The organism is Vibrio sp. 1401 (assembly GCF_033340295.1).
In genome coordinates this window covers 32319-57031 of sequence record NZ_JAWOWF010000032.1, presented here as the reverse complement: position 1 = coordinate 57031, position 24713 = coordinate 32319, and the positions used below count along the sequence as shown (strand labels likewise).

Annotated in this window: 19 protein-coding genes; 10 read left to right on the top strand and 9 right to left on the bottom strand. The window is 45.1% G+C overall.

Translation table 11 applies throughout. The features are described 5' to 3' along the window. Positions 1-83 precede the first annotated feature (83 nt). The gene (locus tag R7Z77_RS16170) at positions 84-845 is read right to left on the bottom strand and encodes a TatD family hydrolase (protein ID WP_053349758.1); all 762 of its coding nucleotides are present in this window, start codon (positions 843-845) and stop codon (positions 84-86) included. A gap of 184 nt (positions 846-1029) precedes the next feature. Between R7Z77_RS16170 and hemB the strand changes: the two genes are divergently transcribed. From hemB to polA, 3 genes are all read left to right on the top strand, one after another. Next, positions 1030-2091 carry a porphobilinogen synthase gene (gene hemB / locus R7Z77_RS16165; RefSeq protein WP_031777176.1) on the top strand — a complete coding sequence of 354 codons (1062 nt, stop codon included), beginning with the start codon at positions 1030-1032 and terminating at the stop codon, positions 2089-2091. A gap of 127 nt (positions 2092-2218) precedes the next feature. Further along, positions 2219-2653, top strand: a complete 435-nt coding sequence (locus tag R7Z77_RS16160) for a GNAT family N-acetyltransferase (protein ID WP_005379245.1) — start codon at positions 2219-2221, stop codon at positions 2651-2653. A 619-nt stretch (positions 2654-3272) separates the two neighbouring features. Then, entirely contained in the window at positions 3273-6059 is a 2787-nt protein-coding gene (polA, locus tag R7Z77_RS16155) for a DNA polymerase I (RefSeq protein ID WP_053303417.1), read from the top strand. 747 nt (positions 6060-6806) lie between these two features. On the opposite strand, the gene yihA is transcribed toward polA, so the two are convergent. Further along, on the bottom strand, positions 6807-7466 hold the full coding sequence (gene yihA / locus R7Z77_RS16150; RefSeq protein WP_017635019.1) for a ribosome biogenesis GTP-binding protein YihA/YsxC: 660 nt from the start codon (positions 7464-7466) through the stop codon (positions 6807-6809). A 159-nt stretch (positions 7467-7625) separates the two neighbouring features. Here yihA and R7Z77_RS16145 point away from each other — a divergent pair, with 159 nt between their 5' ends. The 5 genes from R7Z77_RS16145 to hemN all read left to right on the top strand — a co-directional run bounded on the left by R7Z77_RS16145 (position 7626) and on the right by hemN (position 12334). Continuing rightward, positions 7626-8243 (top strand): c-type cytochrome, encoded by a 618-nt coding sequence (locus tag R7Z77_RS16145; protein WP_005379248.1) that lies wholly within the window; start codon positions 7626-7628, stop codon positions 8241-8243. Between the two features lie 838 nt (positions 8244-9081). Further along, positions 9082-9720: a class I SAM-dependent methyltransferase gene (locus R7Z77_RS16140; RefSeq protein WP_005379250.1), complete on the top strand. Its 639-nt coding sequence runs from the start codon at positions 9082-9084 to the stop codon at positions 9718-9720. Further along, positions 9720-10262, top strand: a complete 543-nt coding sequence (gene yihI, locus R7Z77_RS16135) for a Der GTPase-activating protein YihI (protein ID WP_005379252.1) — start codon at positions 9720-9722, stop codon at positions 10260-10262. The genes R7Z77_RS16140 and yihI overlap by 1 nt, the downstream gene beginning before the upstream one ends. Positions 10263-10269: 7 nt before the next feature. After that, positions 10270-10758 carry a DUF2489 domain-containing protein gene (locus tag R7Z77_RS16130; RefSeq protein WP_318136741.1) on the top strand — a complete coding sequence of 163 codons (489 nt, stop codon included), beginning with the start codon at positions 10270-10272 and terminating at the stop codon, positions 10756-10758. 184 nt (positions 10759-10942) lie between these two features. Continuing rightward, positions 10943-12334: an oxygen-independent coproporphyrinogen III oxidase gene (gene hemN, locus R7Z77_RS16125; protein ID WP_033905898.1), complete on the top strand. Its 1392-nt coding sequence runs from the start codon at positions 10943-10945 to the stop codon at positions 12332-12334. 69 nt (positions 12335-12403) lie between these two features. Here the strand turns inward: hemN and add are convergent, their stop codons facing one another. From add to glnA, 6 genes are all read right to left on the bottom strand, one after another. Continuing rightward, entirely contained in the window at positions 12404-13408 is a 1005-nt protein-coding gene (add, locus tag R7Z77_RS16120; RefSeq protein WP_005382965.1) for an adenosine deaminase, read from the bottom strand. Between the two features lie 147 nt (positions 13409-13555). After that, positions 13556-16102, bottom strand: a complete 2547-nt coding sequence (locus R7Z77_RS16115) for an EAL domain-containing protein (protein ID WP_318136740.1) — start codon at positions 16100-16102, stop codon at positions 13556-13558. Between the two features lie 102 nt (positions 16103-16204). Further along, positions 16205-17608, bottom strand: coding sequence for a nitrogen regulation protein NR(I) (gene glnG / locus R7Z77_RS16110; protein WP_005379267.1), 1404 nt, complete (start codon positions 17606-17608; stop codon positions 16205-16207). Between the two features lie 57 nt (positions 17609-17665). Next, a complete protein-coding gene (gene glnL, locus R7Z77_RS16105) occupies positions 17666-18712 on the bottom strand; it encodes a nitrogen regulation protein NR(II) (RefSeq protein ID WP_017821940.1) in 1047 nt (348 codons plus the stop codon). Between the two features lie 133 nt (positions 18713-18845). Continuing rightward, positions 18846-19427: a DUF4124 domain-containing protein gene (locus tag R7Z77_RS16100; RefSeq protein WP_005379273.1), complete on the bottom strand. Its 582-nt coding sequence runs from the start codon at positions 19425-19427 to the stop codon at positions 18846-18848. Positions 19428-19623: 196 nt separating this feature from the next. Then, positions 19624-21033 (bottom strand): glutamate--ammonia ligase, encoded by a 1410-nt coding sequence (glnA, locus tag R7Z77_RS16095; RefSeq protein ID WP_005379275.1) that lies wholly within the window; start codon positions 21031-21033, stop codon positions 19624-19626. A 530-nt stretch (positions 21034-21563) separates the two neighbouring features. On the opposite strand from glnA, the gene typA reads away from it, so the two are divergent. Together typA and R7Z77_RS16085 are read left to right on the top strand one after the other, a co-directional pair. Then, positions 21564-23393: a translational GTPase TypA gene (gene typA, locus R7Z77_RS16090; RefSeq protein WP_005379276.1), complete on the top strand. Its 1830-nt coding sequence runs from the start codon at positions 21564-21566 to the stop codon at positions 23391-23393. Between the two features lie 72 nt (positions 23394-23465). Further along, complete coding sequence (locus R7Z77_RS16085) at positions 23466-24008, top strand: AAA family ATPase (RefSeq protein ID WP_065275007.1); 543 nt, start codon at positions 23466-23468, stop codon at positions 24006-24008. A gap of 31 nt (positions 24009-24039) precedes the next feature. Here R7Z77_RS16085 and R7Z77_RS16080 read toward each other — a convergent pair whose 3' ends face one another. Next, positions 24040-24681, bottom strand: a complete 642-nt coding sequence (locus tag R7Z77_RS16080; RefSeq protein ID WP_005382972.1) for a DUF2959 domain-containing protein — start codon at positions 24679-24681, stop codon at positions 24040-24042. Between the last annotated feature and the right edge of the window lie 32 nt (positions 24682-24713).

Here is a 24713-nt window from a genome sequence, read left to right as displayed (position 1 = left end):
TTTAAAATACAAAACGCCCGATGAAGTACATCGAGCGTTTTAGTTAAAAAGTGTCAACCCATATCAGGACGGGTCATCGTGAATTAAATATTAAACAGCTTTTTGGCATTCTCAGTCGTTATGGCATCGATGGTTGCGATGTCGACATCACGCAAGTCGGCAACACGTTGTGCAACGAGAGAAGTGTAGGCTGGTTCATTACGTTTACCACGGTGTGGCACCGGCGCTAAATATGGACAGTCGGTTTCTAAAATGACCCACTGCATATCCAAATGTGGAATGACTTTATCCATCCCGCCATTCTTAAAGGTTGATACGCCACCCAAGCCTAAGTGGAAGCCTAGCTCATTGATTGCTTGTGCTTCTTCTAAGCCGCCTCCAAAACAGTGGAATACACCACGCAGACGACCATCTTGCTCTTGTTGCAGCAAAGTGAGTGTTTCTCCAATCGAATCACGAGTGTGGATAACGACCGGTAAATCCATCTCTTTTGCCCAGTTAAGTTGAGCTACGAACGCCATTTCTTGCTCAGCACGATAGGTTTTATCCCAATATAGGTCGATACCGATTTCGCCCACCGCAATAAACTTGTGTTTCTCAAACCAACCGCGGATGATCTCCAACGTTTGTTCAACGTTGTTATCCACATAGCAAGGGTGCAGCCCCATCATTGAGTGGCATACGTCAGGATATGCCGCTTCGGTTTTTAGCATGGGCTCAATTGAGTCCAGATCGATGTTTGGCAACAGGATTTTATTAATGCCTTGCGTTAAGGCGCGTTGTACTACTTCATCGCGGTCGTTATCAAATTCGCTAGCATAGATGTGCGCGTGGGTATCGATCATCGTTACTCTCTGTGCTTCATGGTTGGTTTCGTATTCGAAGTATACTTGAGTGTGAGTGCTGGGTCATTTTCAGTTTTTTTCATTACCTTTTTCCAGATTGTCACTCGCAACATGCATCAAGAGTGATATGATTTTGTTCACCAGATGATTTGATCATCATAACCGTCCAGACAAGGAGAAAATGGTGTCTGTATCAATTCAAGGTCCATTCCCTGCACGCCGTATGCGTCGTTTACGTAAGCACGATTTTAGTCGTCGTTTGATGGCTGAGAACCAACTTTCTGTTAATGATCTGATTTACCCAATGTTCATTCTTATGGGTAAAGATCGTCGTGAGAGCGTGGAGTCCATGCCGGGTGTAGAGCGTTTGTCGATTGATTTAATGCTAGAAGAAGCACAATACCTTGCAAATCTAGGCGTTCCAGCAATCGCGCTTTTCCCTGTCGTAAACCAAGACGCTAAAAGCTTATGTGCTACTGAAGCCTACAACCCAGAAGGTTTGGTTCAGCGAGCAGTACGAGCACTTAAAGAACACATTCCTCAAATTGGTGTAATCACAGACGTGGCACTCGACCCATTCACGACACATGGCCAAGACGGCATCATCGATGAAGATGGCTACGTAATGAATGATGAAACCACAGAAGTATTGGTTAAGCAGGCTTTGTCTCATGCAGAAGCGGGTGCTGACGTAGTCGCGCCTTCAGACATGATGGATGGCCGAATTGGTAAGATCCGCGAAGCATTAGAAAACGCGGGCTACATTCATACTCAAATCATGGCTTACTCGGCTAAGTACGCATCGAACTACTACGGACCATTCCGTGATGCGGTTGGCTCTTCTTCAAATCTAAAAGGCGGCAACAAGAAAAACTACCAAATGGACCCAGCAAACATTGATGAAGCGATTCACGAAGTGGCGCTAGACATCAATGAAGGTGCGGACATGGTGATGGTTAAACCTGGTATGCCATACTTAGATGTAGTTCGCCGAGTAAAAACTGAACTTCAAGTACCGACATTTGCTTATCAAGTCTCTGGCGAGTACGCGATGCATAAAGCGGCGATCATGAATGGCTGGCTCAAAGAGCGTGAAATTGTGATGGAATCACTATTGTGCTTCAAACGTGCAGGTGCAGATGGCATCTTAACGTACTTTGCGAAAGACGTTGCTGAGTGGTTGGCAGAAGAGAATGCACAAACTGCTCAACACCTAAATCGTACTCCGGAAGCGACAGAAGAGTAATTATCGCTCAGTGAGAAATACCAGACCAACAAGAGTTGTTCGTCTGTATATACCCAAGTAACCTCAGGCGGATTACAACAGTAACAATCCAAGGTGCTTGGGTATTTTTATTTTGGAGAAGAGAATAATGACAATGCTGATTCGTGAAGGCACATTGGAAGAAGCACTTCAAGTTGTGGCGCGTGTTACCGAGTTTTCGAAAGGAGAAACGGTAGACTCCATGACTCAACGTTTAGAAGAGAAAAACAGTTTAATCCTCGTTGCAGAAAAAAATGGCACGATTGTCGGCTTCAAAATAGGTTACGAATTAGAGGATGGTGTTTTCTATAGCTGGTTAGGTGGTGTTGTCCCTGAAGCTCGAAATGAAGGCGTGGCACAACTGCTTTTGGAAGCTCAAGAGGATTGGGTGGCAGAACAAGGCTACAACACATTAAAAGTGAAATCTCGAAACCAGTTTCCGGCTATGCTTCGCTTGTTGTTGAGAAATGGCTATATAATTGAAAAGTTTGAAGAAAAAGTAAATCTTCGAGAATCTCGAGTGCATTTCATTAAAGCAATGTGAAAATAAATGAGATTTTTTCTCATTTAACTGTTGACTACGAAATGAGAATCATTATTATTAAACCTGTCTTAGGGAATGAGGAAAGTTCACAAGGACGTTGAGTGACTTATTAACAGAAGTTAATTAACTGAAAGTTGAGAAGTGATGAAACATTTTTCCGAGAACTTGCACGAATTCTTTTTGACACGACATTGCTCACATTGCTTCCAGTGTAATTTATAGCTTCTTGGTTAAGCTGCTCTATTTACAGAATTTGCTTTACCACTTCTGCTAGGCGACCCCATTCGGGTCGCTTTTTTCTTTTCTACGATTTCTATTTGACGTCACTATTAATATCTTTTCCACATGCGATGATCATTTTAGGATCGTTGATCTTCTCGCCGTTATGCGAATTTGTTGTTATTAATCAATGGTTTGGGTTGGTACTTTCTTGTGTTTTTTGTTATTGGATAACCAGTGGGTAATTTCTATAAACAGAGTTATCCACAGGAGGTGGTGTTTTCGTGAATAAAGTCGGAAAAATTTACGCGACCTAGATCGAGCGAACAAGATAGATTCAGATCAGCAGTCATGGCATCCTAGGCAGATCTCTCAAGTACTGAATTGGATACAGACAATTATGGCAAGTATTCCTGAAAATCCGTTGATCCTTATCGACGGCTCTTCTTACCTATATCGCGCTTTTCACGCCTACCCGGGCACCATGAGCAATGGTGAAATTCCAACTAATGCCGTTTACGGCGTCGTGAACATGTTACGCAGCATGATGCGTCAGTTTGCGTCTGAGCGCATCGCGGTGGTTTTCGATGCAAAGGGAAAAACCTTTCGTGATGATATGTATGCAGAATACAAAGCGAATCGTCCGCCAATGCCGGATGACCTGCGTTGTCAAATTGAACCATTACACAATGTTATTCGTGCAATGGGTTTGCCGCTGATCTGTGTTCCTGGCGTCGAGGCGGATGACGTCATCGGTACGTTAGCATACCAAGCATCACAAAAGGGCATGCCTGTATTGATCAGTACTGGTGATAAAGACATGGCGCAGCTAGTGGATGATAACATTACCTTGATCAACACCATGACGAACGTCGTAATGGATCGTGAAGGTGTGGTTGAAAAGTTTGGCATTCCACCTGAATTGATCATCGACTACTTAGCACTGATGGGCGATAAAGTAGATAACATTCCTGGTGTACCGGGTGTCGGTGATAAAACAGCGACCGCACTACTGCAAGGTATTGGTGGTCTGACGAAGTTGTATGAAAACCTCGATGATATTGCAGGGCTTGGTTTCCGTGGTTCTAAAACCATGGCGAAAAAGCTCATCGACAACAAAGAAAATGCCATGCTTTCGTATGAGCTCGCGACCATCAAATTGGATGTTGAGCTTGAGGAAACGCCAGAATCATTGCTGAAAGCGGAACCAAATAAAGACGAATTAGTGAAGCTGTATGGCCAACTGACGTTTAAATCTTGGTTGAATGAACTACTTGAAGGCGGTTCTGGATCTGTGGAGGCCGTAGAGCTTGCAGGATCTTCACAAGCTTCTTCTTCTCAAGCCGAGATGGAAACTTCTGCGGTAACAATCGATCGCAGCCAATATGAAACAATTCTGGATAAAGAAACCTTCAATGCTTGGCTAGATAAACTTCAAACGGCTGAGCTGTTTGCATTTGATACGGAGACCGATAACCTAGATTACATGCTAGCGAATCTAGTTGGTTTGTCATTCGCTGTCGATGAAGGTATTGCGGCTTATGTGCCAGTTGCACATGACTATTTAGATGCGCCTGAACAGCTTGATCGTGATTGGGTACTAGAACAGCTGAAGCCAATTCTTGAAGATGCAGCGAAAGCAAAAGTCGGTCAAAACTTAAAGTATGATGCGTCTGTACTCGCTCGTTACGACATTGAGCTAAAAGGTATCAAGCACGACACGATGTTGGAATCGTATATCTACAACAGTGTCGGCGGTAAACACGATATGGACAGCTTGGCGCTTCGCTTCCTACAGCACAGCTGCATTTCTTTTGAGCAAATTGCAGGTAAAGGCAAAAATCAGCTTACGTTTAACCAAATCGAACTGGAACAAGCATCGCCATACGCGGCAGAAGATGCGGATGTGACCCTTCGTCTGCACAATCGCTTGTTTGCTAATATCGAGCAGGATGAAAGCCTGAAGACAGTTTACGAAGAGATTGAAATGCCGTTGGTGCCAGTTCTTTCGCGCATTGAACGCACTGGGGTCTTTATCGATGAAATGAAGCTGAGTGCGCAGTCGGTCGAGATTACCGCTCGCCTTGATGAGCTTGAAAAGAAAGCGTACGAAATTGCAGAGCAAGAGTTTAACATGAACTCGCCAAAGCAATTACAAGCCATCCTATTTGAAAAAATGGGTTTACCGGTTGTGAAGAAAACGCCATCAGGCACACCATCGACGAATGAAGAAGTTCTGCAAGAACTCGCGCTAGACTACCCACTACCAAAACTGATTTTGGAATACCGTGGTTTGGCGAAGCTAAAATCAACTTACACCGACAAACTGCCGAAGATGATCAACCCATCAACGGGGCGCGTGCATACTTCTTACCACCAAGCAGTGACTGCAACGGGTCGTCTATCTTCTACTGATCCGAACTTACAGAACATTCCAATTCGTAACGAAGCTGGCCGTCGTATTCGTCAAGCGTTTGTCGCGCCATCAGGGCATAAAATCTTAGCGGTCGACTACTCGCAAATCGAACTGCGCATCATGGCGCACCTTTCTGGCGACCAAGCTTTATTGAATGCATTCCGTGATGGCAAAGATATCCACGCGGCAACCGCAGCAGAAATCATGGGTGTTTCTATTGAGGACGTTTCAAGTGAGCAACGTCGTCGTGCGAAAGCGGTTAATTTCGGTCTTATTTACGGCATGAGTGCGTTTGGTTTGGCGAAGCAATTAGGCATTCCTCGTGGTGAGGCTCAAGCGTACATGGATACATACTTTGAACGTTACCCAGGCGTGATGCAGTACATGGAAGACACACGCAGCACAGCAGCAGATAAAGGGTATGTTGAAACGATTTTTGGTCGACGTTTGCATTTGCCAGAAATCAAATCGCGCAACGGGATGCGTCGTAAAGCTGCTGAACGTGCGGCAATCAACGCACCAATGCAAGGTACGGCAGCGGACATCATTAAGAAAGCGATGCTGTTGGTTGATCAGTGGATTCAGGAAGAAGGCAATGGTCGTGTGAAGTTATTAATGCAAGTACACGATGAATTGGTCTTTGAAGTTGAAGAGTCATCATTGTCCGAAATTGAAAGTAAAGTACAGAAATTGATGGAATCTGCAGCAGAGCTAAAAGTACCGTTGGTTGCAGAAGCAGGTCACGGTGATAACTGGGATCAAGCTCATTAGTCACTTTTAGACCAAAATAACCAATTAATTATGAGCCAGCGCACAAACGCTGGCTTTTTTTTGAGATTAAAAAAGCTAGCGCAAAGTTAACTTTGATGTTGCTTAATAAAAATTTCATGAAAAAAAACTACAAAAATTCTTTGCAATTCTGACCAATTGTTGTACATTAATACTCGTAGGGTACAGAGGTAAGATGTTCTATCTTTCAGACCTTTTGTTTCACGTTATTGGATTAGGCTGATTCAGCCGCCCCAGTCAGTTTTTGACTGGGGCGTTTTTTATTGGGCGAAAGAAAATTATTCTTTTGGATCAGCAGCTTAAAGTTAGCCTTCAAAAACCTTCTTTTTTGACCTTTCTAAGTCACTGCAAAATCTCGATTTTTCCTTCAAATTTATTGCGTTATTCATCCTGTAAATTTACGCCAGTCACACTATTATTTTTTCTTGAAAGAAACTAAGTTACATCTTTTTGAAGATTTGCTTGGCTTAACTGTCTGAATTGTAACGCTATTGGGTGTTTTTGGAGTGAATGTTTGGTGATACACAGGAAACAAGAGCGCTTTTTAACCTATTGAAATCGAATCTCAGTTCAGCAATGCTTCGTCACATAACAATAATTACCAATTTTTCTCTCCCGTTATCCCTGCCAGGAAGGCGGGGATTTTTATTGCCTGTTATTTAGTTCAGATAAACAAAAGCCCCACCAAATGGCAGGGCCGTGTCGAAGAAATTTAACAAATATTGTTAATTATTCTTCATCGCTCGCTGGTATCTCTTGTTCGTCTTCTTCTATCAGGTGTGCTAGTGCTGGTGCAAACCAGGTATCCAGTTTTGCACGTAGCTGATCGACACCTAATCCTTTCAGTGAAGAGAACACATCAACAGAAACGTCACCACCGAAAGTTTCTACTTGCTTACGAACTTTCAGTAGAGTTTGTTTGCGTGCACCACTTTTTAGTTTATCTGCTTTGGTTAGCAAAACTTGCACAGGAATGTGGCTATCGATGGCCCAGAAAATCATTTGTTGGTCGAGATCTTTCATTGGATGACGAATGTCCATTAGAACCACTAAGCCTTTTAGGCACTCGCGTTTCTGTAGGTATTCACCCAAAGATTTCTGCCATTTGTTTTTCATCTCTACCGGTACTTGAGCAAAACCGTATCCAGGTAGATCGACAATGTGACAACCTTCTTCTACTTTGAAAAGGTTGATTAATTGCGTACGACCAGGTGTCTTTGATGTCTTGGCTAAGCTTTTTTGATTAGTTAGACGGTTAAGTGCACTCGATTTACCAGCGTTTGAGCGTCCTGCAAACGCAATTTCGACACCTTCGTCTTCCGGCAGGTGACGAATATCGGGTGCGCTGGTGATGAAATGCGTATTTTGGTAATGAATTTTTACGCTCACTGTTAACTCCATCTCGACTTTGTGTAGTCGATTGATTACTTTTTTGTGAAAATGTGTAAAATAACCGTGCTCGGCATAAGGTCGCCTATTGTACCATGAGTGTACGCGGTATGTTCACATTCCGTGGTACTGGAAGCTTGATAATTATAATGGAATGTCATGAAGAAATTAGCGCTAATTTTGAGTCTTTTAGCCAGTTGCTCAGTATGGGCCCAAGGTAATATTGAGGCTGGTAAAGCAAAATCACAAACCTGTGTCGCCTGTCACGGAGCAGATGGCAACAGTGCAATAACAACGTACCCGAAACTCGCAGGCCAACACGCTAAGTATCTTGAGAAGCAGTTAAAAGAACTTAAGCTAGGCATGACAAGTGGTGGTAAACAAGGTCGTTACGATCCTGTAATGAGTGGTATGGCAATGCCACTGAGCGATGAAGATATCGCAGACCTATCTGCTTACTACGCTTCGCTACCAGTTTCAGAAAACTCAACACCTGAAGATGTAGTAGCAAAAGGCAAAACGCTTTATACCGCTGGTGATGCCGAGCGTGGCCTAACCGCATGTATTGCATGTCATGGTCCTCGTGGCAATGGTACTGAGCTTTCAGGTTTCCCGAAAATTTCTGGTCAGCATGCTGACTACATCAAAGCTCAGCTAGAAAAATTCCGTGATGGCGACCGTGGCAATGATATGAATGCCATGATGCGCGACATCGCGAAGAAAATGACAGACGAAGATATCGAAGTGCTGTCTAAATACGTTGGCGGTCTGCACTAATATACCTAAATCGCTCAAGATCCTGCATCTTGAGCTGGTTGGGTAGATGTCCCTACATCGTTCGAGCAACTTGTACAAAAATGCCCTAGTGAATCCACTAGGGCATTTTTGTTCGTGACAGATATCACAGTCGAGTTTGGATGCGAAAGCGATAGTTGGCTCGGCAGTTTGTGAGACATTTGCCATACTTGATGTTGGCTTTTTCTTGTTAGTGTTTTTAAGCTTTTGATTAAATGATAATTTTGATTTTTTAGAAAAATAGGCGGATTATTTTTTCAACCCATTACTTGTGAGCATAACGGGATGGCGTAAAGTAGAAGTCGTTCACAGGGAGTGAATGTAAGGATTTAAGACCACGGTTTAGGTCTCCAAGGATGTAGCTCGGATGCTTGGTGATTTAGAAAGGGATTTAGATAGGTAGGGAGCCTATCAGATAAGGATGGTCATCTCGTCTGACGGTTAAGACAGTGAAACGGATCAGGCACAGGAAGTTGCTCAGTAGACAGGAAGTAAACGGATAGCCAAAACTCATCAGGAAGATGAAAAACAACTCTTTTTGGCAGGGAAAGCTCTAAAAACAAAGGGATCATTGGTGCACCAAATGTGTGCAACACAGTTTCGCCAATTGATGGCACTTAGAAAGCGACAGTCTGACTGTCGCTTTTTTTATATCCGTTGACTTGCTCAGTCGTAACTTGAATTGAGATTACTGCACTTATTTAGCTTTATAGGTTGTAAACAAAGTTTTTTAATAAAAATTGCTGAAAAAATACTCAACAACACTCCAATCCGAGTTCACTTTCTGGTATGTTTCGCATCCCTGTTTGAGGAAGTCAGCATGCATACCTGTCCTTTATGCCAAAATCAGCGCACTCACCATTATTTTGAAGATAAGCGTCGTGAATATCTTCAATGTGAGCAGTGCAGCTTGGTATTCGTAAATCCAGACCAACGTTTGGATGCGGAAAGCGAAAAAGCTCACTATGATTTGCATGAGAACAACCCCGATGATTTGGGTTACCGACGCTTTTTGTCGCGTATTGCTGACCCGATCACAGAGCGAATTTCTCCACAATCAAATGGTATCGACTTTGGTTGTGGTCCTGGCCCAACGCTCTCCTTGATGCTGGAAGAGGCGGGGCACAACATGGCGTTGTACGATCTCTACTACCACCCTGATACGTCGGTTTTAGAAAAAACGTACGACTTCATGACAGCAACAGAGGTGATAGAGCACCTCTACCACCCAGATTTGGTGTGGAAGCAATGGTTGAATTTAGTTAAGCCAGGGGGCTGGATAGGCCTGATGACGAAAATGGTCATCGACGTGGAGGCTTTCAAATCATGGCATTATAAGAACGATCTCACTCACGTAGTGTTCTTTAGTCGTGACACGTTCCAGTTCCTAGCAGAGCGGGATAAGCTCGAACTCGAATTTATTGGTAATGATGTAATTTTACTGAGGAAACCCCAGTAATGAGCCGTAGTAAAAAATCTAGAAAACCGGGTGCCGCTGGTGCACCTGAGTTTGTTGTAACTCGTAACCGTACAGAATCTGATGTGGAAGGCCGCTTACGCAAGCGTGCTAAAAAGCGTAAAGGTCTGAAAACGGGTAACCGTAACTCAGAAGTTAACGAGCAGAAAAAGCAAGCTGCTGCACAAAATCGCGACCCGCGCTTAGGCAGCAAAAAGAAAATACCTCTGATTGTTGAACCTGCGAAGAAAATGACGAAGCAAGAGCGTCGTTTGTCGGCAGAGCAAGAACTAGAGATGCTAGAAAATGACGCGCAATTGAACGTGTTGCTAGACCGTATTGAAGCGGGTGAAAACCTGGGCACAGGTCTACAGAAATTCGTCGATGAGAAACTCGATCGCATTGAGAAGCTAATGGACCAACTAGGTTTGTTGGAACCTGAAGAAGAGGAAGACTTCACTGCACCTGCTGAGAAAAGCACGCGCAACGATGATGACTTGCTGGCAGATTTCGACGACATTAATTTCGACGACTATAAAGGATAATTAAGCTATGAATGTAACCTTATTAGCTATTGCTGGTGTTGTGATTATCATCGCACTCGCTTCTTATGCAGGTTACCTTCTGCTTCAATTGAAAAAGCAAAAGGAATTGCAGCTGAAGCATCAAAAATTGGCGATAGACAAACGTAACGCCAACATTTTTGAGAATGTGCATACCTTGTGTCAGGCGGGCATTCAAGGGCAGTGCGATTTATCTGAAATCAGTATCCGTGTGTATAACATCATGGATTATGTACAAGGTGAAGACCGCGTTGATTTCGATAAAACGTACCCTGCGATTTCTGAGCTTTACCACATAGTGAAAGATATGTCGCGTGGCGAAGAACGCCAACAACTTGCCAAGAAAGAGCGTATGCAACAGAACTTGACGCGTCATAAAGCGGAAAGCCGCCTCACTGATGCGATTATTGAGGAGCTCAAAGTGTTGCAGAAAAACGTCCAGCCACTGAATAATCAAATCAATATTCAGATGATTTAAGCGCGACCCCCAATAGTCTCCTTATGGCTAATGGGGGTATCGTGATCACGCTAGCACTTCTTTAGTTTTATACTTAAAAAGCCAGTCGGCGTTGCCACGCTTGTCATCGTCGTATGGCAAAATAGCGGCTCTGAATATCGGGTGACGGCTTTCGTTGCCCTAGCATTTAACGGAAAGTACCACCATGTCGAATCAACACACTGAATCGAAACAGCAAATAGTCTGGGATCAAGCGGTATTGGATAAGTACAACTATTCCGGGCCTCGTTATACGTCGTACCCAACGGCGCTGGAGTTTCATGAAGCGTTCACCATTTCTGATTATGATATGGCATGCACTCAATACCCAGAACGCCCATTATCGCTGTACGTACACATTCCGTTCTGTCACAAGCTTTGTTACTACTGTGGATGTAATAAAGTCATTACGCGCCACTCGCACAAAGCGGATGAATACCTCGACGTGCTTGAACACGAAATTCGTCAACGTGCTGCATTACTTGTTGGTCGCACCGTGACGCAATTGCATTTTGGTGGTGGTACACCGACGTTTCTCTCTGAAAAGCAAATCACGCGTGTAATGAGCCTGCTACGCCAAGAGTTTACTTTTAGTAGCGATGCTGAAATCAGTATCGAGGTTGACCCGCGTGAAATCGAGCTGATCATGCTGGATCATCTGCGTAGTGAAGGCTTCAATCGCTTGAGCATCGGTGTTCAGGACTTCAACAAAGAAGTGCAAAAACTGGTGAATCGTGAGCAAGATGAAGAGTTCATCGTTGCGATGGTTGCGCGCGCAAAAGAGTTAGGCTTTCGTTCGACGAACCTAGATTTGATTTACGGTTTACCGAAGCAGACCAAAGAATCTTTTGCCAAGACTCTAGAACAAGTGCTAGAGATGCAGCCGGGCCGTCTATCCGTGTTTAACTACGCGCACATGCCACAGCTATTTGCAGCGCAGCGTAAGATTAAAGACGAAGACCTGCCAAAGGCAGAAGAGAAGATGGCGATTCTGCAAGACACCATCGCGACACTGACCGGTGCTGGCTACCAATTTATCGGTATGGACCACTTTGCTTTGCCGGACGATGAACTTGCTGTTGCCCAGCGCGAAGGTATTTTGCATCGCAATTTCCAAGGCTACACCACACAAGGTGAATGTGACTTGGTTGGCTTTGGTGTTTCTGCAATCTCGATGATCGGCGATGCGTACGCGCAAAACCAGAAAGAGCTGAAGAAATACTACGCTCAAGTCAACGAACTTCGTCACGCTCTATGGAAAGGGGTCTCTCTGGACTCCGATGATTTGCTCCGTCGCGAAGTGATTAAGCAGCTGATTTGTAACTTCAAGTTAGACAAGAAAGCCATTGAGTCTGAGTTTAAAGTGAGGTTTGAACAGTACTTTAAAGAAGATTTGCAGCTACTTCAGACCTTTATTAACGATGAGCTGGTGGAAGTGGATGATAATGAAATTCGTGTGACGCTGCGAGGTCGTTTGTTGATCCGTAATATTTGTATGAGCTTCGATAAATACCTACGAGCAAAGGCACGTCAGCAACAGTTCTCTCGTGTTATTTAATCAGAGATACAGATTCAAGATATAAAAAATGCCAGCAGATGCTGGCATTTTTTTATGTTTTCGCTGGATTTAAGCGCGATCTTTTACTTTTTCTCTCAGTTCCGATTTTTCTGCTTCTGAAAGGAACGCAATCTCAAGGCCATTGATTTGCGCTTGGCGAATCTGGTCTTGGCTCAGGCCAGCGGCTGGTGCCGCTACTTCGTATTCGTATGGCAGTTCGATGCCTTCAACCGCTGGATCGTCAGTGTTCAAACACGCAAGAACGCCATGCTCTAGGAACTGCTTGAGAGGGTGGTTTTCTAGCGTTTCTACCGTACTTGTTTGGTAGTTTGACGTCAGGCAAGATTCAATACCAATGCGGTTTTCTGCTAGGTAATCCATCAGTTTTGGATCGTGAATCGCTTTTACGCCGTGACCGATACGAGTTGCGCCCAGCTCATTGATTGCTTGCCACATGCTCTCTGCACCTGCTGCTTCACCAGCATGGACCGTTACCCCAAGGCCAGCATCGCGTACTTGCTTGAAGTGAGACACAAAGCGATCACCCGGTTGGCCTAGCTCGTCACCCGCAAGGTCAACGGCAACGATGTGATCTTTCTGGCTCAGAATGCCGTCCAGTTCTTGTTGACATGCGTCAGTACCAAATGTACGACTCATGATACCGATCAGGTTGGCTTTCACGCCAAAATCGCGCATACCCGCTTGCACACCGTCCACGACGGCTTCAACAACCCCCGCTACTGGTAGTTTGTGTTTCATCGCCATGTAGTAAGGAGAGAAACGCAGCTCTGCGTAATCGATTTGTGCGTTTAGCGCGTCTTCTACGTTTTCGTACGCGACACGACGACACGCATCTAGATCGCCCAGTACAGCAACACCCCAGTCGAGCTTAGAAAGGAAAGCAACAAGAGAGGGTTCCGCTTCGACAATTTGAACGTGAGGAGTGAGAGACTCAATATCGTACGCTGGTAGGGCAATGCCAAACTTTTGGCCTAGCTCAAGAATCGTTTTAGTACGAATGTTACCGTCGAGGTGACGGTGCAAATCAGTAAGAGGAAGGTTCTTCGTTATCATTTTGTCGATCCGGATAGTTATGAACTGGAACAGGGCCCAAACATCATCTGTGACAATACATGGGTAAGATTTGCAGTTAAGTATAAATAACAGTTGGGTAGATTGTCAGTAGAGGATGAATAGGGAATCAACGATTCTCGCTCTTTTCTACTTCATGTTCACCAAATGTGTTGGCCATTCTTCTAGTGGCATAGGGCGGCTGTAGTAGAAGCCTTGCACCTGATTACAGCCTAAAGAGCGCAGTAATTGTGCTTGATTGCTATCCTCGACACCTTCCGCGACGACATTAGTTTTGAGACCTGCTGTGATATTGATGACGGCAGCGACGACTGAACTGTTTAAGTTTTCTTGTGTGAGTTGATTGATGAAGGTGCGATCAATCTTCAAGCAGGTAAACGGCAGAGAGTGGAGGTAACCCAGTGATGAGTAGCCGGTGCCAAAGTCATCTATCGCGATACCAATACCCATTTCACGCAGTTTAGTCATATTTTCTAGTGTGGTCGGTGCGCTATCAATGATACGTGATTCTGTGATCTCTAGTGTGAGGTTACTTGCTGGTAATTTCGTGATATCCAATACGCTTGTCACCGTATCAACAAAACTTGGGCAAGATAGTTGATTAACGGAGATATTCACATGTAGTTGGAAGTCCGACGGCCACTGTTTGCTTTCGATCGCTTGGTAAGTGTCGCGACAAGCTTGTAACAGAATCTGTTGGCCGATGGCTTTGATCATGCCGCTTTCTTCCGCGATTGGGATAAAATCTAATGGTGACACCATACCTGAGTCGCTATGCCAACGCGCAAGTGCTTCGGCGCCACACACTGTGCCACTGACGAGATCCACAATCGGTTGGTAATGAGGAATAAACTCTCGGTTTTCAATGCCAGTTTGGATCATGGTCAGCATTTGTGTACGAAACTTTGAAGCGCTCGCTAGTTCTGGGCTGTAGTGACAAACACCAGTCAGTGAGTCTTGTTTGGCGTAACTTAATGCGATGCTGGCGTTGCGTAACCATAAAGGCATGGTTTCGTTTGGCTGGGTTTGTACAATACCAAGTGAAATCTTCATCACTACATTCTCGCCTTCCACCATAAATGGGGTGGAAAAGAGTTGCTGTAATCGACGCTCGGTTTGTTTAATTTTGGTTTCCGTGTCGACATTTGAGAGAAACACCGCGAATTCGTCACCACCAATCCGAGCCAATAATGCGTTGTCACGAAACTGCTGTTTTAACCTTTTAGCGATGCTGACCAACAACTGGTCGCCGTTGTGATGACCCACACTGTCGTTGATATCTCTAAATTTGTTGATACCAAGTAAAAATAAACTGCCGTGACAAAGATCAGACTGATTTTCACAGATTTCGACCAAACCCTGACGGCTATATAAGCGTGTCAGAGAGTCATAAACCAACTGTTCACGCAATGCTTTGAATGAAGCTCTTAGATTGTTCGCCATTTCATTAAAAGCATGGACCAGTACGGTTGTCTCATACACATAACCAGGCTTTGGCATGCCGCTATCCCAATCCCCATTTGCCAGGTGCTGAGCGGCGGCGGCCGTCGCGTTAATTGGTCTGGTAACTCGGTTGAAAATGATCCAACTGATGGCGATACCAAATAGGCTTACAATAATGCCAACGAGCCAGCTCTCTTGCTGGCTTTTTGGTAACAGGCCGAGAAGCTCAGACTCCGAAATGGAGGTGCCGATAAACCATGTTAAGCCGTCTTGGTCTCGATACGGGGTTAGCCGACTGAAAATACGTTGGCCATCATGTTCAAATGAAAAAGTATAAGGTTGCTTGGTGTTGTTGAGATCGAAAGACCGGACTCGGCTCGCACTGATTTTGATGATCGGGTCTGCGTTTTCAGCGGCAAGCAAACGCTGCCCTTTATCCGAAAATTTTGTGCCCCATGAGATGACGCTTCCCGGGCCTGAGTGAGCGATTAAACGATGATCTGGGTCCATGATGTAGACCGACGCTTTAGTGTTGTATTTTAACTCGCGCAGGAATTCGTTGAATGTATTGATACGAATGTCTGTCACCAAAACACCAGCAAATTGGTCGTGTTTGTACACCGGCGTCATGGCTGATAGCGTAATATCCTGGCGTTCATCAGCATTGGTATAAATTTCAGACCAAGTGGCGTTTTGGCTCTCTGCAACGGGCTTATACCATGGGCGAGTGCGAGGATCGTATTGGGAGATAACCGTTCGAATGTTGTTACTCACATGGTTGGTTCCATAAATAACCAGATCACCATCGGTGTGGCGATCTTGCACCATTAAGGTGTAATCGTCGGAAAGTTCGCGGCGAAAGCCTGCAAAGTCGCCGTTTTCTGAACCAAATGCGATTACATCCAACTGCGGTATCGATTGGTAAAGATTTTTGAATGCACTTAGCAGGTAGTTTTGAATGTCTGAGGTATCGTGAGGGCGATAAAGGTTGTGATAGCTGACGTTGTGCGCGAGAGCCATAACCGCAGTAAAAGGCTTACGTAGATAGCTATTGAGGTGGTCGTGGACACTTTCGGTTAACACGGAAAGTTGCTTGTCACTGATATCCGTGACCACTTCTTCGTAACTTTGTTTTTGGACGTAGACAATGACACCGATCGCCAGTAAGAAGATCATGACAAATGGAATCAGAACAGCAGTACGCAGTGTAATTTGAGTCGTAGCAGTAGACATCGCCTAATCACATAGATGGTGGTGCGCCACAATTGTACTGATGTTTTTATTAATATCGAGTGACAAACGACGCTCGTTGTTAACGCACCACGTAAGTGATTGTCAGTACAATTCTTTTAATTTTCTGGTGAGTGTATTTCGCCCCCAGCCTAATACTTTAGCGGCATCTTGCTTATGACCTTTAGTGTGCTCTAAGGCTGCTTCTAATAAAATGCGTTCAAATTCTGGTAAAGCGTAAGAAAGTAGTTCTTTATCTCCTGCTGCGAGTGAATGCCGTGCCCAATCCGCCAATTGTTCTTGCCAACTACCATGTGCAGAGTCTGAAATGGATTTTTTCTCTTCTAGTAGTTCGCTTGGCAAGTCATTTGGTAACACCTCGCTACCACTGGCCATAACGGTTAACCAACGGCAAATATTCTCTAATTGACGCACGTTGCCAGGCCAATCAAGGCGGTTAAGAATCTCTACAGTCGACGGGTGGAGAGTTTTTGTTTCCACACCAAGCTCATCAGCCGCACGGATAAGAAAATGCTGTGTAAGCTTTTCAATGTCTTGCTTACGCTCACGCAGTGCCGGGATCTGAACGCGAATCACGTTTAAGCGATGAAATAGGTCCTCACGAAAGTCACCTTCGTGCACCAGCTTTTCTAAGTTCTGGTGTGTTGCCGCGACAATTCGTACATCGACACTGATCGGAGAGTGACCGCCCACTCGATAAAACTGCCCGTCAGCTAGAACGCGTAGTAAACGAGTTTGAATGTCCAATGGCATGTCGCCGATTTCGTCTAAAAATAGAGTGCCGCCATTGGCTTGTTCGAATCGTCCTTGACGAACATTGTTTGCCCCCGTAAACGCGCCTTTTTCGTGGCCAAACAGTTCTGATTCAATCAAGTCTTTGGGAATCGCCGCCATATTGAGCGCAATGAAAGGTTTGTTAGCACGTGGACTGTGACGGTGCAGTGCATGAGCAACGAGTTCTTTACCCGTGCCCGATTCACCGTTAATCAAGACTGAAATAGAGGAGCGAGAAAGACGACCAATGGCGCGAAACACCTCTTGCATCGCTGGTGCTTCACCGATAATTTCAGGCGTTTCTGCTGGAATGTCTTCTGGAGAGAGCTGCTCGCGTTTGTTTTCGTGGCTGTGTGCAATGGCTCGTTCAACCAGAGTTAAAGTTTCATCAATATCAAAAGGTTTTGGTAAATATTCAAAAGCACCTTTTTGGTACGCATTCACTGCCGCATCTAAATCTGAATGCGCGGTCATGATAATCACGGGAAGGTCTGGGTAATCGCGCTGTACTTGCTTTAGTAGCTCCAACCCATCAATACCTGGCATGCGAATGTCTGATACTAGAACATCCGGCACTTCGCGTTCGAGCGCCATTAACACGCTTTCTCCATCGGCATAGGTTTCACATTTGATGTTGGCAGAGGAGAGCGTTTTCTCCATTACCCAGCGAATTGAACTGTCGTCATCAACGACCCAAACATATCCTTTACTCATGTAGTAATCCTTGCAGCAAACCGAAAAACTGACGCGACTTGAAGTCCATTAGCGCAATCAGATCGGCAGATAAATAGTAAATGTTGTGTGACCAGGCCAGCTTTCTACGTCTATTTTTCCATTGTGCTGGTCGATCAAATTTTGCGAAATAGATAGCCCTAATCCAGTTCCTCCCTCGCGGCCACTGACCATGGGATAGAACAGCGTGTCTTGTAGTTCCGGTGGAATACCTGGGCCGTTGTCTGTGATTTCGACACGAGCAGCGAGTTTACAGCGTTTGCCGTGAATATTGGCTTGATGCACCGTTCTGGTGCGAATGGTTATTTTCCCGTGTTCTTGATGGCTAAGAATTTGTGCGGCGTTGCTGACGATATTAAGCATTGCCTGCTCGATTTGGTCTGTATCCATCAAAATCTCTGGCAAGCTTGGGTCATAATCTCGTTCAATGATGATTGAGCGTTGTGACTCTAATTCAACCAGTTGGCGAACCTTTTCAAGAATTTGGTGCAGATTCTCTTGTGTCTTCTTACCTGGCTTCTGCGGTCCTAGTAATCGATCCACGAGCGCCCTTAAACGGTCTGCTTGCTCAATGATGATGTGTGTATATTCGGTGAGAGAGGGCTCTGGCAGCATTTTTTCTAACAATTGCGCCGCACCGCGTAAGCCGCCAAGCGGATTTTTGATCTCATGTGCAAGCCCTCGGACTAACAGCTTCGCCGCTTGTTGTTGGGCGTGTTGGTTCAGTTCTTGAGAGAGTCGGCGCTGCTGATCAATTTTGCGCATCTCGACCAGAAGCATTAACTGCTTTTGCCAAGTGATAGGGCTAACCGTCACCTCTAGCATTAAAGGGCGGCCATCAACAACGAAAGTGACGTCACTGTCGGTGATGCTTTGGCCACTTTGCAACGGTTGAGTGAGCAGCGCGAGATCCAGCGACGCATGCTGAATCAATTGAGAAAGTGATTGTTCAATAATTCGTTTGGCGCTTTGAGAAAACAGCAATTCGGCAGCCGGATTGGCATAACGGATGGCCAATCCATCATCAAGAATCAGCGTTGCTGTCACCATATTGTTGAGAATGGCACTAGGAAGACTGGTATCCACATTACGTCCTTGTTTTGCTTTAAGATTGTGCGATGCACAATAATGGTGCAATTGAACGTTAAGTATGGCGAATAAATCTTAGAAGAAAAAGTGAAAAGCATCGCTGTGATGTGATTTTTTTTCACCAGATATTCTATTTTGCCCCTTTTACGGTCGGCTTAACACTTGCTTTATGTAAATGCACCGTTATAGGGCTAGTAGATGCAATAAGCTTGCCGCTTCTTTTCGCGTGCACAGCAAGTGTGTGAGTGCCTCGGTCAATATTGTTTAACTGCCACACTATATGGTTTTGTGGTGCACCATAAGGTTTTCCATCGAGTAACAATTGCAATTGCTCACCGATACCAAGCTTGCGATTGGTTTCTAATTGAATATTGATGATGCCTCGATTACTGCGGATGGCCTCGTTGTGCTTGGGAGTCAGCATCGAGAGTTGTAATGGGAGAGGCTTCTCGGTTGTTTTCTCTGGCTTGTTTTGTGATGCAGTAGATGGCGTAGTCTGAGGTGCGAGCGATTCAGTACTTTCTACCTCAGGAGCTGGTGCGCTGGCTTCAAGGTTTGGCAGTGCGATCGCTTTTGCTCCTTTGTTTGGCGTATCACTAAAGTGAACCACGCCATTTTCATCTACCCACGTATACGCGACCTGCGCGAAGGCGATAGAGGCGATTAACAATCCGCTGAGTGCACACAGTGATGGAATAAGCTGAACTTTCATTGCTCACCTTCTCTTGTTCGATGATTTCACGTTTCAATGGCTTAGCTCTTTGACCTGTAAGGAAAAAATTCTAAGCGTATTTTTATTATCCCCTCATGTTAAACGTCGAAGCTTGACTGGCGAATACAAAAAAGGCCCGCCTGCGAGGCGAGCCTAATATTTTATTGCTGTGTTTACATTTTACACAGTGTCGACCTTACACAGAGTAGTAAAGTTCGAACTCAACAGGGTGAGTTGTCATGTTCACACGTTCTACGTCCTGAGACTTAAGGTCGATGTATGAATCGATGAAGTCGTCAGAGAATACGCCGCCCGCTGTTAAGAACTCACGATCAGCATCTAGCTCTGCTAGCGCGTCTTTTAGTGAGTATGCAACAGTTGGGATTTCTGCTGCTTCTTCAGCTGGAAGATCGTAAAGGTCTTTATCCATCGCTTCGCCTGGGTGGATCTTATTCTTGATACCGTCAAGACCAGCCATAAGCATTGCTGCGAAACATAGGTATGGGTTCGCCGCTGGGTCACCGAAACGAACTTCGATACGACGTGCTTTCGGGCTTGGTACCACTGGGATACGGATTGAAGCAGAGCGGTTACGCGCTGAGTAAGCTAGCATTACTGGTGCTTCGAAGCCTGGTACAAGGCGTTTGTACGAGTTTGTTGATGGGTTAGCGAATGCGTTGATTGCACGAGCGTGTTTGATGATACCACCGATGTAGTAAAGCGCCATTTCAGATAGACCGCCGTACTTGTCACCAGCAAATAGGTTTACGCCATCTTTTGCTAGAGACTGGTGAACGTGCATACCGCTGCCGTTGTCGCCAACAAGTGGTTTAGGCATAAACGTCGCTGTTTTACCAAACGCGTGAGCAACGTTGTGTACAACGTACTTGTAGATTTGGATTTCGTCAGCTTTGGTTGTTAGCGTGTTGAAACGAGTTGCGATTTCGTTTTGACCCGCCGTTGCCACTTCGTGGTGGTGCGCTTCAACAACAAGACCCATTTCTTCCATTACTAGACACATAGCAGAACGGATGTCTTGAGATGAATCTACTGGAGCTACTGGGAAGTAACCACCTTTAACGCCTGGACGGTGACCTTTGTTACCTTCTTCGTAGTCAGAACCTGTGTTCCATGCCGCTTCTACGTCGTCGATTTTGAAGAAAGAGCCTGACATGTCTGTCGAGAACTTCACGTCATCAAATAGGAAGAATTCTGGCTCAGGACCGATAAGTACAGTATCTGCAACACCTGTAGAACGCATGAAGTCTTCAGCGCGTTTTGCGATAGAGCGTGGGTCACGGTCGTAGCCTTGCATTGTTGCAGGCTCTAAGATGTCACAACGGATATTTAGTGTTGCGTCTTCCGTGAATGGGTCAAGCACAGCAGAAGATGCGTCAGGCATCATTACCATGTCTGATTCGTTGATACCTTTCCAGCCAGCAACTGATGAACCATCGAACATTTTACCTTCTTCGAAGAAGTCTGCGTCGATTTGGTGAGCAGGGATCGAAATGTGCTGCTCTTTACCTTTTGTATCAGTGAAGCGTAGGTCAACAAACTTAACTTCGTTTTCTTGGATCAGCGATAGAACGTTTTCTACTGACATCTTGGATAACCTCCAGTGTTAATAAGCGGTAAAAGCTCGATTTATGAATTATTCATGAAACCTGGCATTGATTAATCAATTTGACTTTTCATTAATCGATGCTGTTTTAACTAAAGCCAAAACCGTGCCAAAAAAAATATTCCATTAATTTCAAGCAATTGTGTTTTTGAATGCTAGTTTGGTGCACTTGCTTGCACCAAAATGATCTTTGCTTGCACTATTATGGTGCCAAAAATCATTGTTGCACCATAATGTGACAGGTACATTGCGTATTCAGCCCAGTTTTTGAGCAAGAGTCAATTTGAATTATGCATCGATTAGAATAAAGTTGCGTTTAATCAATTCGTTCTGAGGAAGAAAATGGGCATTAAGCGTAAAAATCGCAGAAATGCTCGGGAGTAGATCACATATTTCTAGGCTTTTTGCTAAAATCTGGTACATTATGGCCGTTTTTTTAATCAGCAAATGTCGCCAGAGAGCACCCGTTCTCAGCGTGGGGGCATTTCATCTATCTAAGTGAATCAATATCCATGGCTACTCCACAGATTGATAAATTAAGAAATATCGCGATCATCGCGCACGTTGACCACGGTAAAACCACGTTGGTTGACAAGCTGCTACAACAATCAGGCACGCTTGAGTCTCGCGGTGAAGCTGAAGAGCGAGTCATGGACTCGAACGACATCGAGAAAGAGCGCGGTATTACCATTCTTGCTAAAAACACAGCAATCGACTGGAACGATTACCGTATCAACATCGTAGATACTCCGGGACACGCGGACTTCGGTGGTGAAGTTGAGCGTATCATGTCGATGGTAGACTCTGTACTACTTATCGTTGACGCAGTTGATGGTCCAATGCCTCAAACGCGTTTCGTAACACAAAAAGCGTTTGCTCACGGTCTAAAACCAATCGTTGTAATCAACAAGATTGACCGCCCTGGCGCACGTCCTGATTGGGTTATGGACCAAGTGTTCGACCTGTTCGACAACCTAGGTGCAACTGATGACCAGCTAGACTTTAAAGTAGTTTACGCATCAGCACTTAATGGTTGGGCTTCTCTAGAAGAAGGCGAAACTGGCGAGAACATGGAACCACTATTCCAAACTATCGTTGATGTTGTTGACGCGCCAAATGTTGACCTTGATGGTCCACTACAGATGCAAGTTTCTCAGCTAGACTACAGCTCTTACGTTGGTGTTATCGGCGTGGCTCGCGTAACTCGTGGTAGCGTTAAACCAAACCAGCAGGTAACCATTATTGGTGCTGATGGTAAAACTCGCAACGGTAAAGTGGGTACAGTAATGGGCTACCTTGGCCTAGAGCGTCACGAAGTGGAACAAGCTAACGCGGGTGATATCATCGCAATCACTGGTCTTGGCGAGCTGAAAATTTCTGACACTATCTGTGCACAAAACGCAGTAGAAGCATTACCACCATTGTCTGTTGATGAACCAACAGTAACGATGACATTCCAAGTAAACACGTCTCCATTCGCGGGTAAAGAAGGTAAGTTCGTAACGTCACGTAACATCCTTGAGCGTCTTGAGAAGGAACTGGTACACAACGTTGCACTACGCGTTGAGCAAACAGACGATCCAGATAAATTCCGCGTGTCAGGTCGTGGTGAACTTCACCTTTCTATCCTGATCGAAAACATGCGTCGTGAAGGCTTCGAGCTAGCAGTATCTCGTCCAGAAGTAATCATCAAAGAAGAAGATGGTCAGTTGATGGAACCGTTCGAAACGGTAACTATCGACGTAATGGAAGAGCACCAAGGCGGCATCATGGAGAACATCGGCCTACGTAAAGGTGAGCTGAAAGACATGTCTCCAGACGGTAAAGGTCGTGTGCGTATGGACTTCGTTATGCCATCACGTGGTCTGATCGGTTTCCAAACGGAATTCATGACACTGACTTCAGGTTCAGGTCTTCTTTACCATACGTTTGATCACTACGGCCCGCACAAAGGCGGTAACATCGGTCAACGTGTAAACGGTGTACTAATCGCGAACGCGATGGGTAAAGCGCTAACTAACGCACTGTTCAACCTTCAAGAGCGTGGTCGTCTATTTATCGGTCACGGTGTTGAAGTTTACGAAGGTATGGTTATCGGTATTCACAGCCGTGACAACGACCTAACGGTAAACGCACTGAAAGGTAAGCAGCTAACCAACGTTCGTGCATCAGGTACAGATGACGCACAGGTTCTTACTCCGCCAATCAAGATGACTCTTGAGCAAGCACTAGAATTCATCGATGACGACGAGCTAGTAGAAGTAACGCCTGAAAGCATCCGTATCCGTAAGAAGTTCCTAACGGAAAGCGACCGTAAGCGTGCTTCTCGTGGCGCGAAATAATTTTCGTTAAGCGATTCAATTAAGAAGAAGCCTCGAGTTATGCTCGGGGCTTTTTGTTTTCTGGAGTTGAATATGAACCCGATTATTATCACCGGTGGGCCTGGTGCGGGAAAAACAACACTGCTGAATGCGCTAGACGCGTGTGGTTACGCCACGTTTCCTGAAGGGTCCCGCGACTTGATTGAGCAGCAAAGCCAGTTAGAAAATGGTATTTTGCCGTGGACGAATTTACCTGAGTTTGCCAAGTTATGCCTTGGGTTGATGGACAAACAAAAGAGTGATGCGCGTTGTCATGATGTTGCGTTTGTTGATCGCGCCATCCCCGACATCATTGCATACCTACAAGTGGGCGGCTGTAAGGTTGACCAAGCTTTCTTAACCGAAAGCGCTGGGTACCATAGTCAGGTGTTTACTTGTCGACCTGAAGCATCCATTTACGTACAAGATGAAGTGCGTCCGCACAGCTTTGAAGAAGCATTGGAGATTCATCAGTCGTTAGTGAGTGTCTATACTGAGTTGGGTTATGAAGTGGTAGAAGTACCATGGGGAACTGTGCCAGAGAGAGTAGGCTTTGTTCGAAGAGTCATCGGTTTACTCGGTAAGGTCGCCGACTAAAACCTCCTCACTAGGAGGAGGTCTGAATCATTTACTTTTGATTGAGCTTTTGTAGGAATTTATCGGACTCTGCAATCGCTTCGTTCATTTGTTTGATCGCAAACTGAATGTCTTTCTCTAAGCTAGAGAACTCACCTTGCAAAGAACCAATCGCACTGGCGTTAAGGTTGTGTTTTAAGTACAACGTGTTGTCACGTAGCGTGTCCAGTACCGGTGTCATCTTTTTCTCTGCACGCTTCATAGCGCTAAGCATGGTTTTGTACGAGGCTTTGGTTTCACGTAGTTTTTGCTCGCTTGAACGACGCAGTTTCGCACTCGAGTACAGCTCTAGCTCATCTTGCCACTCATCAAACAGTGCGCCGGATACGTCTTCAATCGCAGCAATACGGTCACGTACGTCTTGAGCCGCTTTTTCGCTATCTTCGTATTTGTCATTGATGTTGTTGTAGACATTTTCTAGCTCACCACCATCAAAGTTGGTGATCGCAGACAAGGCTTCAAGTGCACTGGTGAATTCTTCTTGTGCATCTTGTTGAGATTCTTTGGCATCTTCGACGCGGTCGACCATAATATCTCGTTTATGATACCCAACCTGCTCCATTGCTGAGTAATAAGCAGATTGACACCCTGTTAAAGTGAAAATTGATAGTACAATTGCTAATAAATAAGGCATTCTTATGTCCTCGGCGCTAATTATGGGATGAA

Excerpts from the sequence above, each read along its gene's own strand:
- R7Z77_RS16160 (WP_005379245.1), top strand. The coding sequence starts at position 2,219 with ATGACAATGCTGATTCGTGAAGGCACATTGGAAGAAGCACTTCAAGTT.
- typA (WP_005379276.1), top strand. The coding sequence starts at position 21,564 with ATGGCTACTCCACAGATTGATAAATTAAGAAATATCGCGATCATCGCG.
- R7Z77_RS16145 (WP_005379248.1), top strand. The coding sequence starts at position 7,626 with ATGAAGAAATTAGCGCTAATTTTGAGTCTTTTAGCCAGTTGCTCAGTA.
- glnA (WP_005379275.1), bottom strand. The coding sequence starts at position 21,033 with ATGTCAGTAGAAAACGTTCTATCGCTGATCCAAGAAAACGAAGTTAAG.
- R7Z77_RS16170 (WP_053349758.1), bottom strand. The coding sequence starts at position 845 with ATGATCGATACCCACGCGCACATCTATGCTAGCGAATTTGATAACGAC.
- R7Z77_RS16130 (WP_318136741.1), top strand. The coding sequence starts at position 10,270 with ATGAATGTAACCTTATTAGCTATTGCTGGTGTTGTGATTATCATCGCA.
- R7Z77_RS16085 (WP_065275007.1), top strand. The coding sequence starts at position 23,466 with ATGAACCCGATTATTATCACCGGTGGGCCTGGTGCGGGAAAAACAACA.
- R7Z77_RS16140 (WP_005379250.1), top strand. The coding sequence starts at position 9,082 with ATGCATACCTGTCCTTTATGCCAAAATCAGCGCACTCACCATTATTTT.
- R7Z77_RS16115 (WP_318136740.1), bottom strand. The coding sequence starts at position 16,102 with ATGTCTACTGCTACGACTCAAATTACACTGCGTACTGCTGTTCTGATT.
- glnG (WP_005379267.1), bottom strand. The coding sequence starts at position 17,608 with ATGAGTAAAGGATATGTTTGGGTCGTTGATGACGACAGTTCAATTCGC.
- hemN (WP_033905898.1), top strand. The coding sequence starts at position 10,943 with ATGTCGAATCAACACACTGAATCGAAACAGCAAATAGTCTGGGATCAA.
- yihI (WP_005379252.1), top strand. The coding sequence starts at position 9,720 with ATGAGCCGTAGTAAAAAATCTAGAAAACCGGGTGCCGCTGGTGCACCT.
- polA (WP_053303417.1), top strand. The coding sequence starts at position 3,273 with ATGGCAAGTATTCCTGAAAATCCGTTGATCCTTATCGACGGCTCTTCT.
- R7Z77_RS16080 (WP_005382972.1), bottom strand. The coding sequence starts at position 24,681 with ATGCCTTATTTATTAGCAATTGTACTATCAATTTTCACTTTAACAGGG.
- R7Z77_RS16100 (WP_005379273.1), bottom strand. The coding sequence starts at position 19,427 with ATGAAAGTTCAGCTTATTCCATCACTGTGTGCACTCAGCGGATTGTTA.
- add (WP_005382965.1), bottom strand. The coding sequence starts at position 13,408 with ATGATAACGAAGAACCTTCCTCTTACTGATTTGCACCGTCACCTCGAC.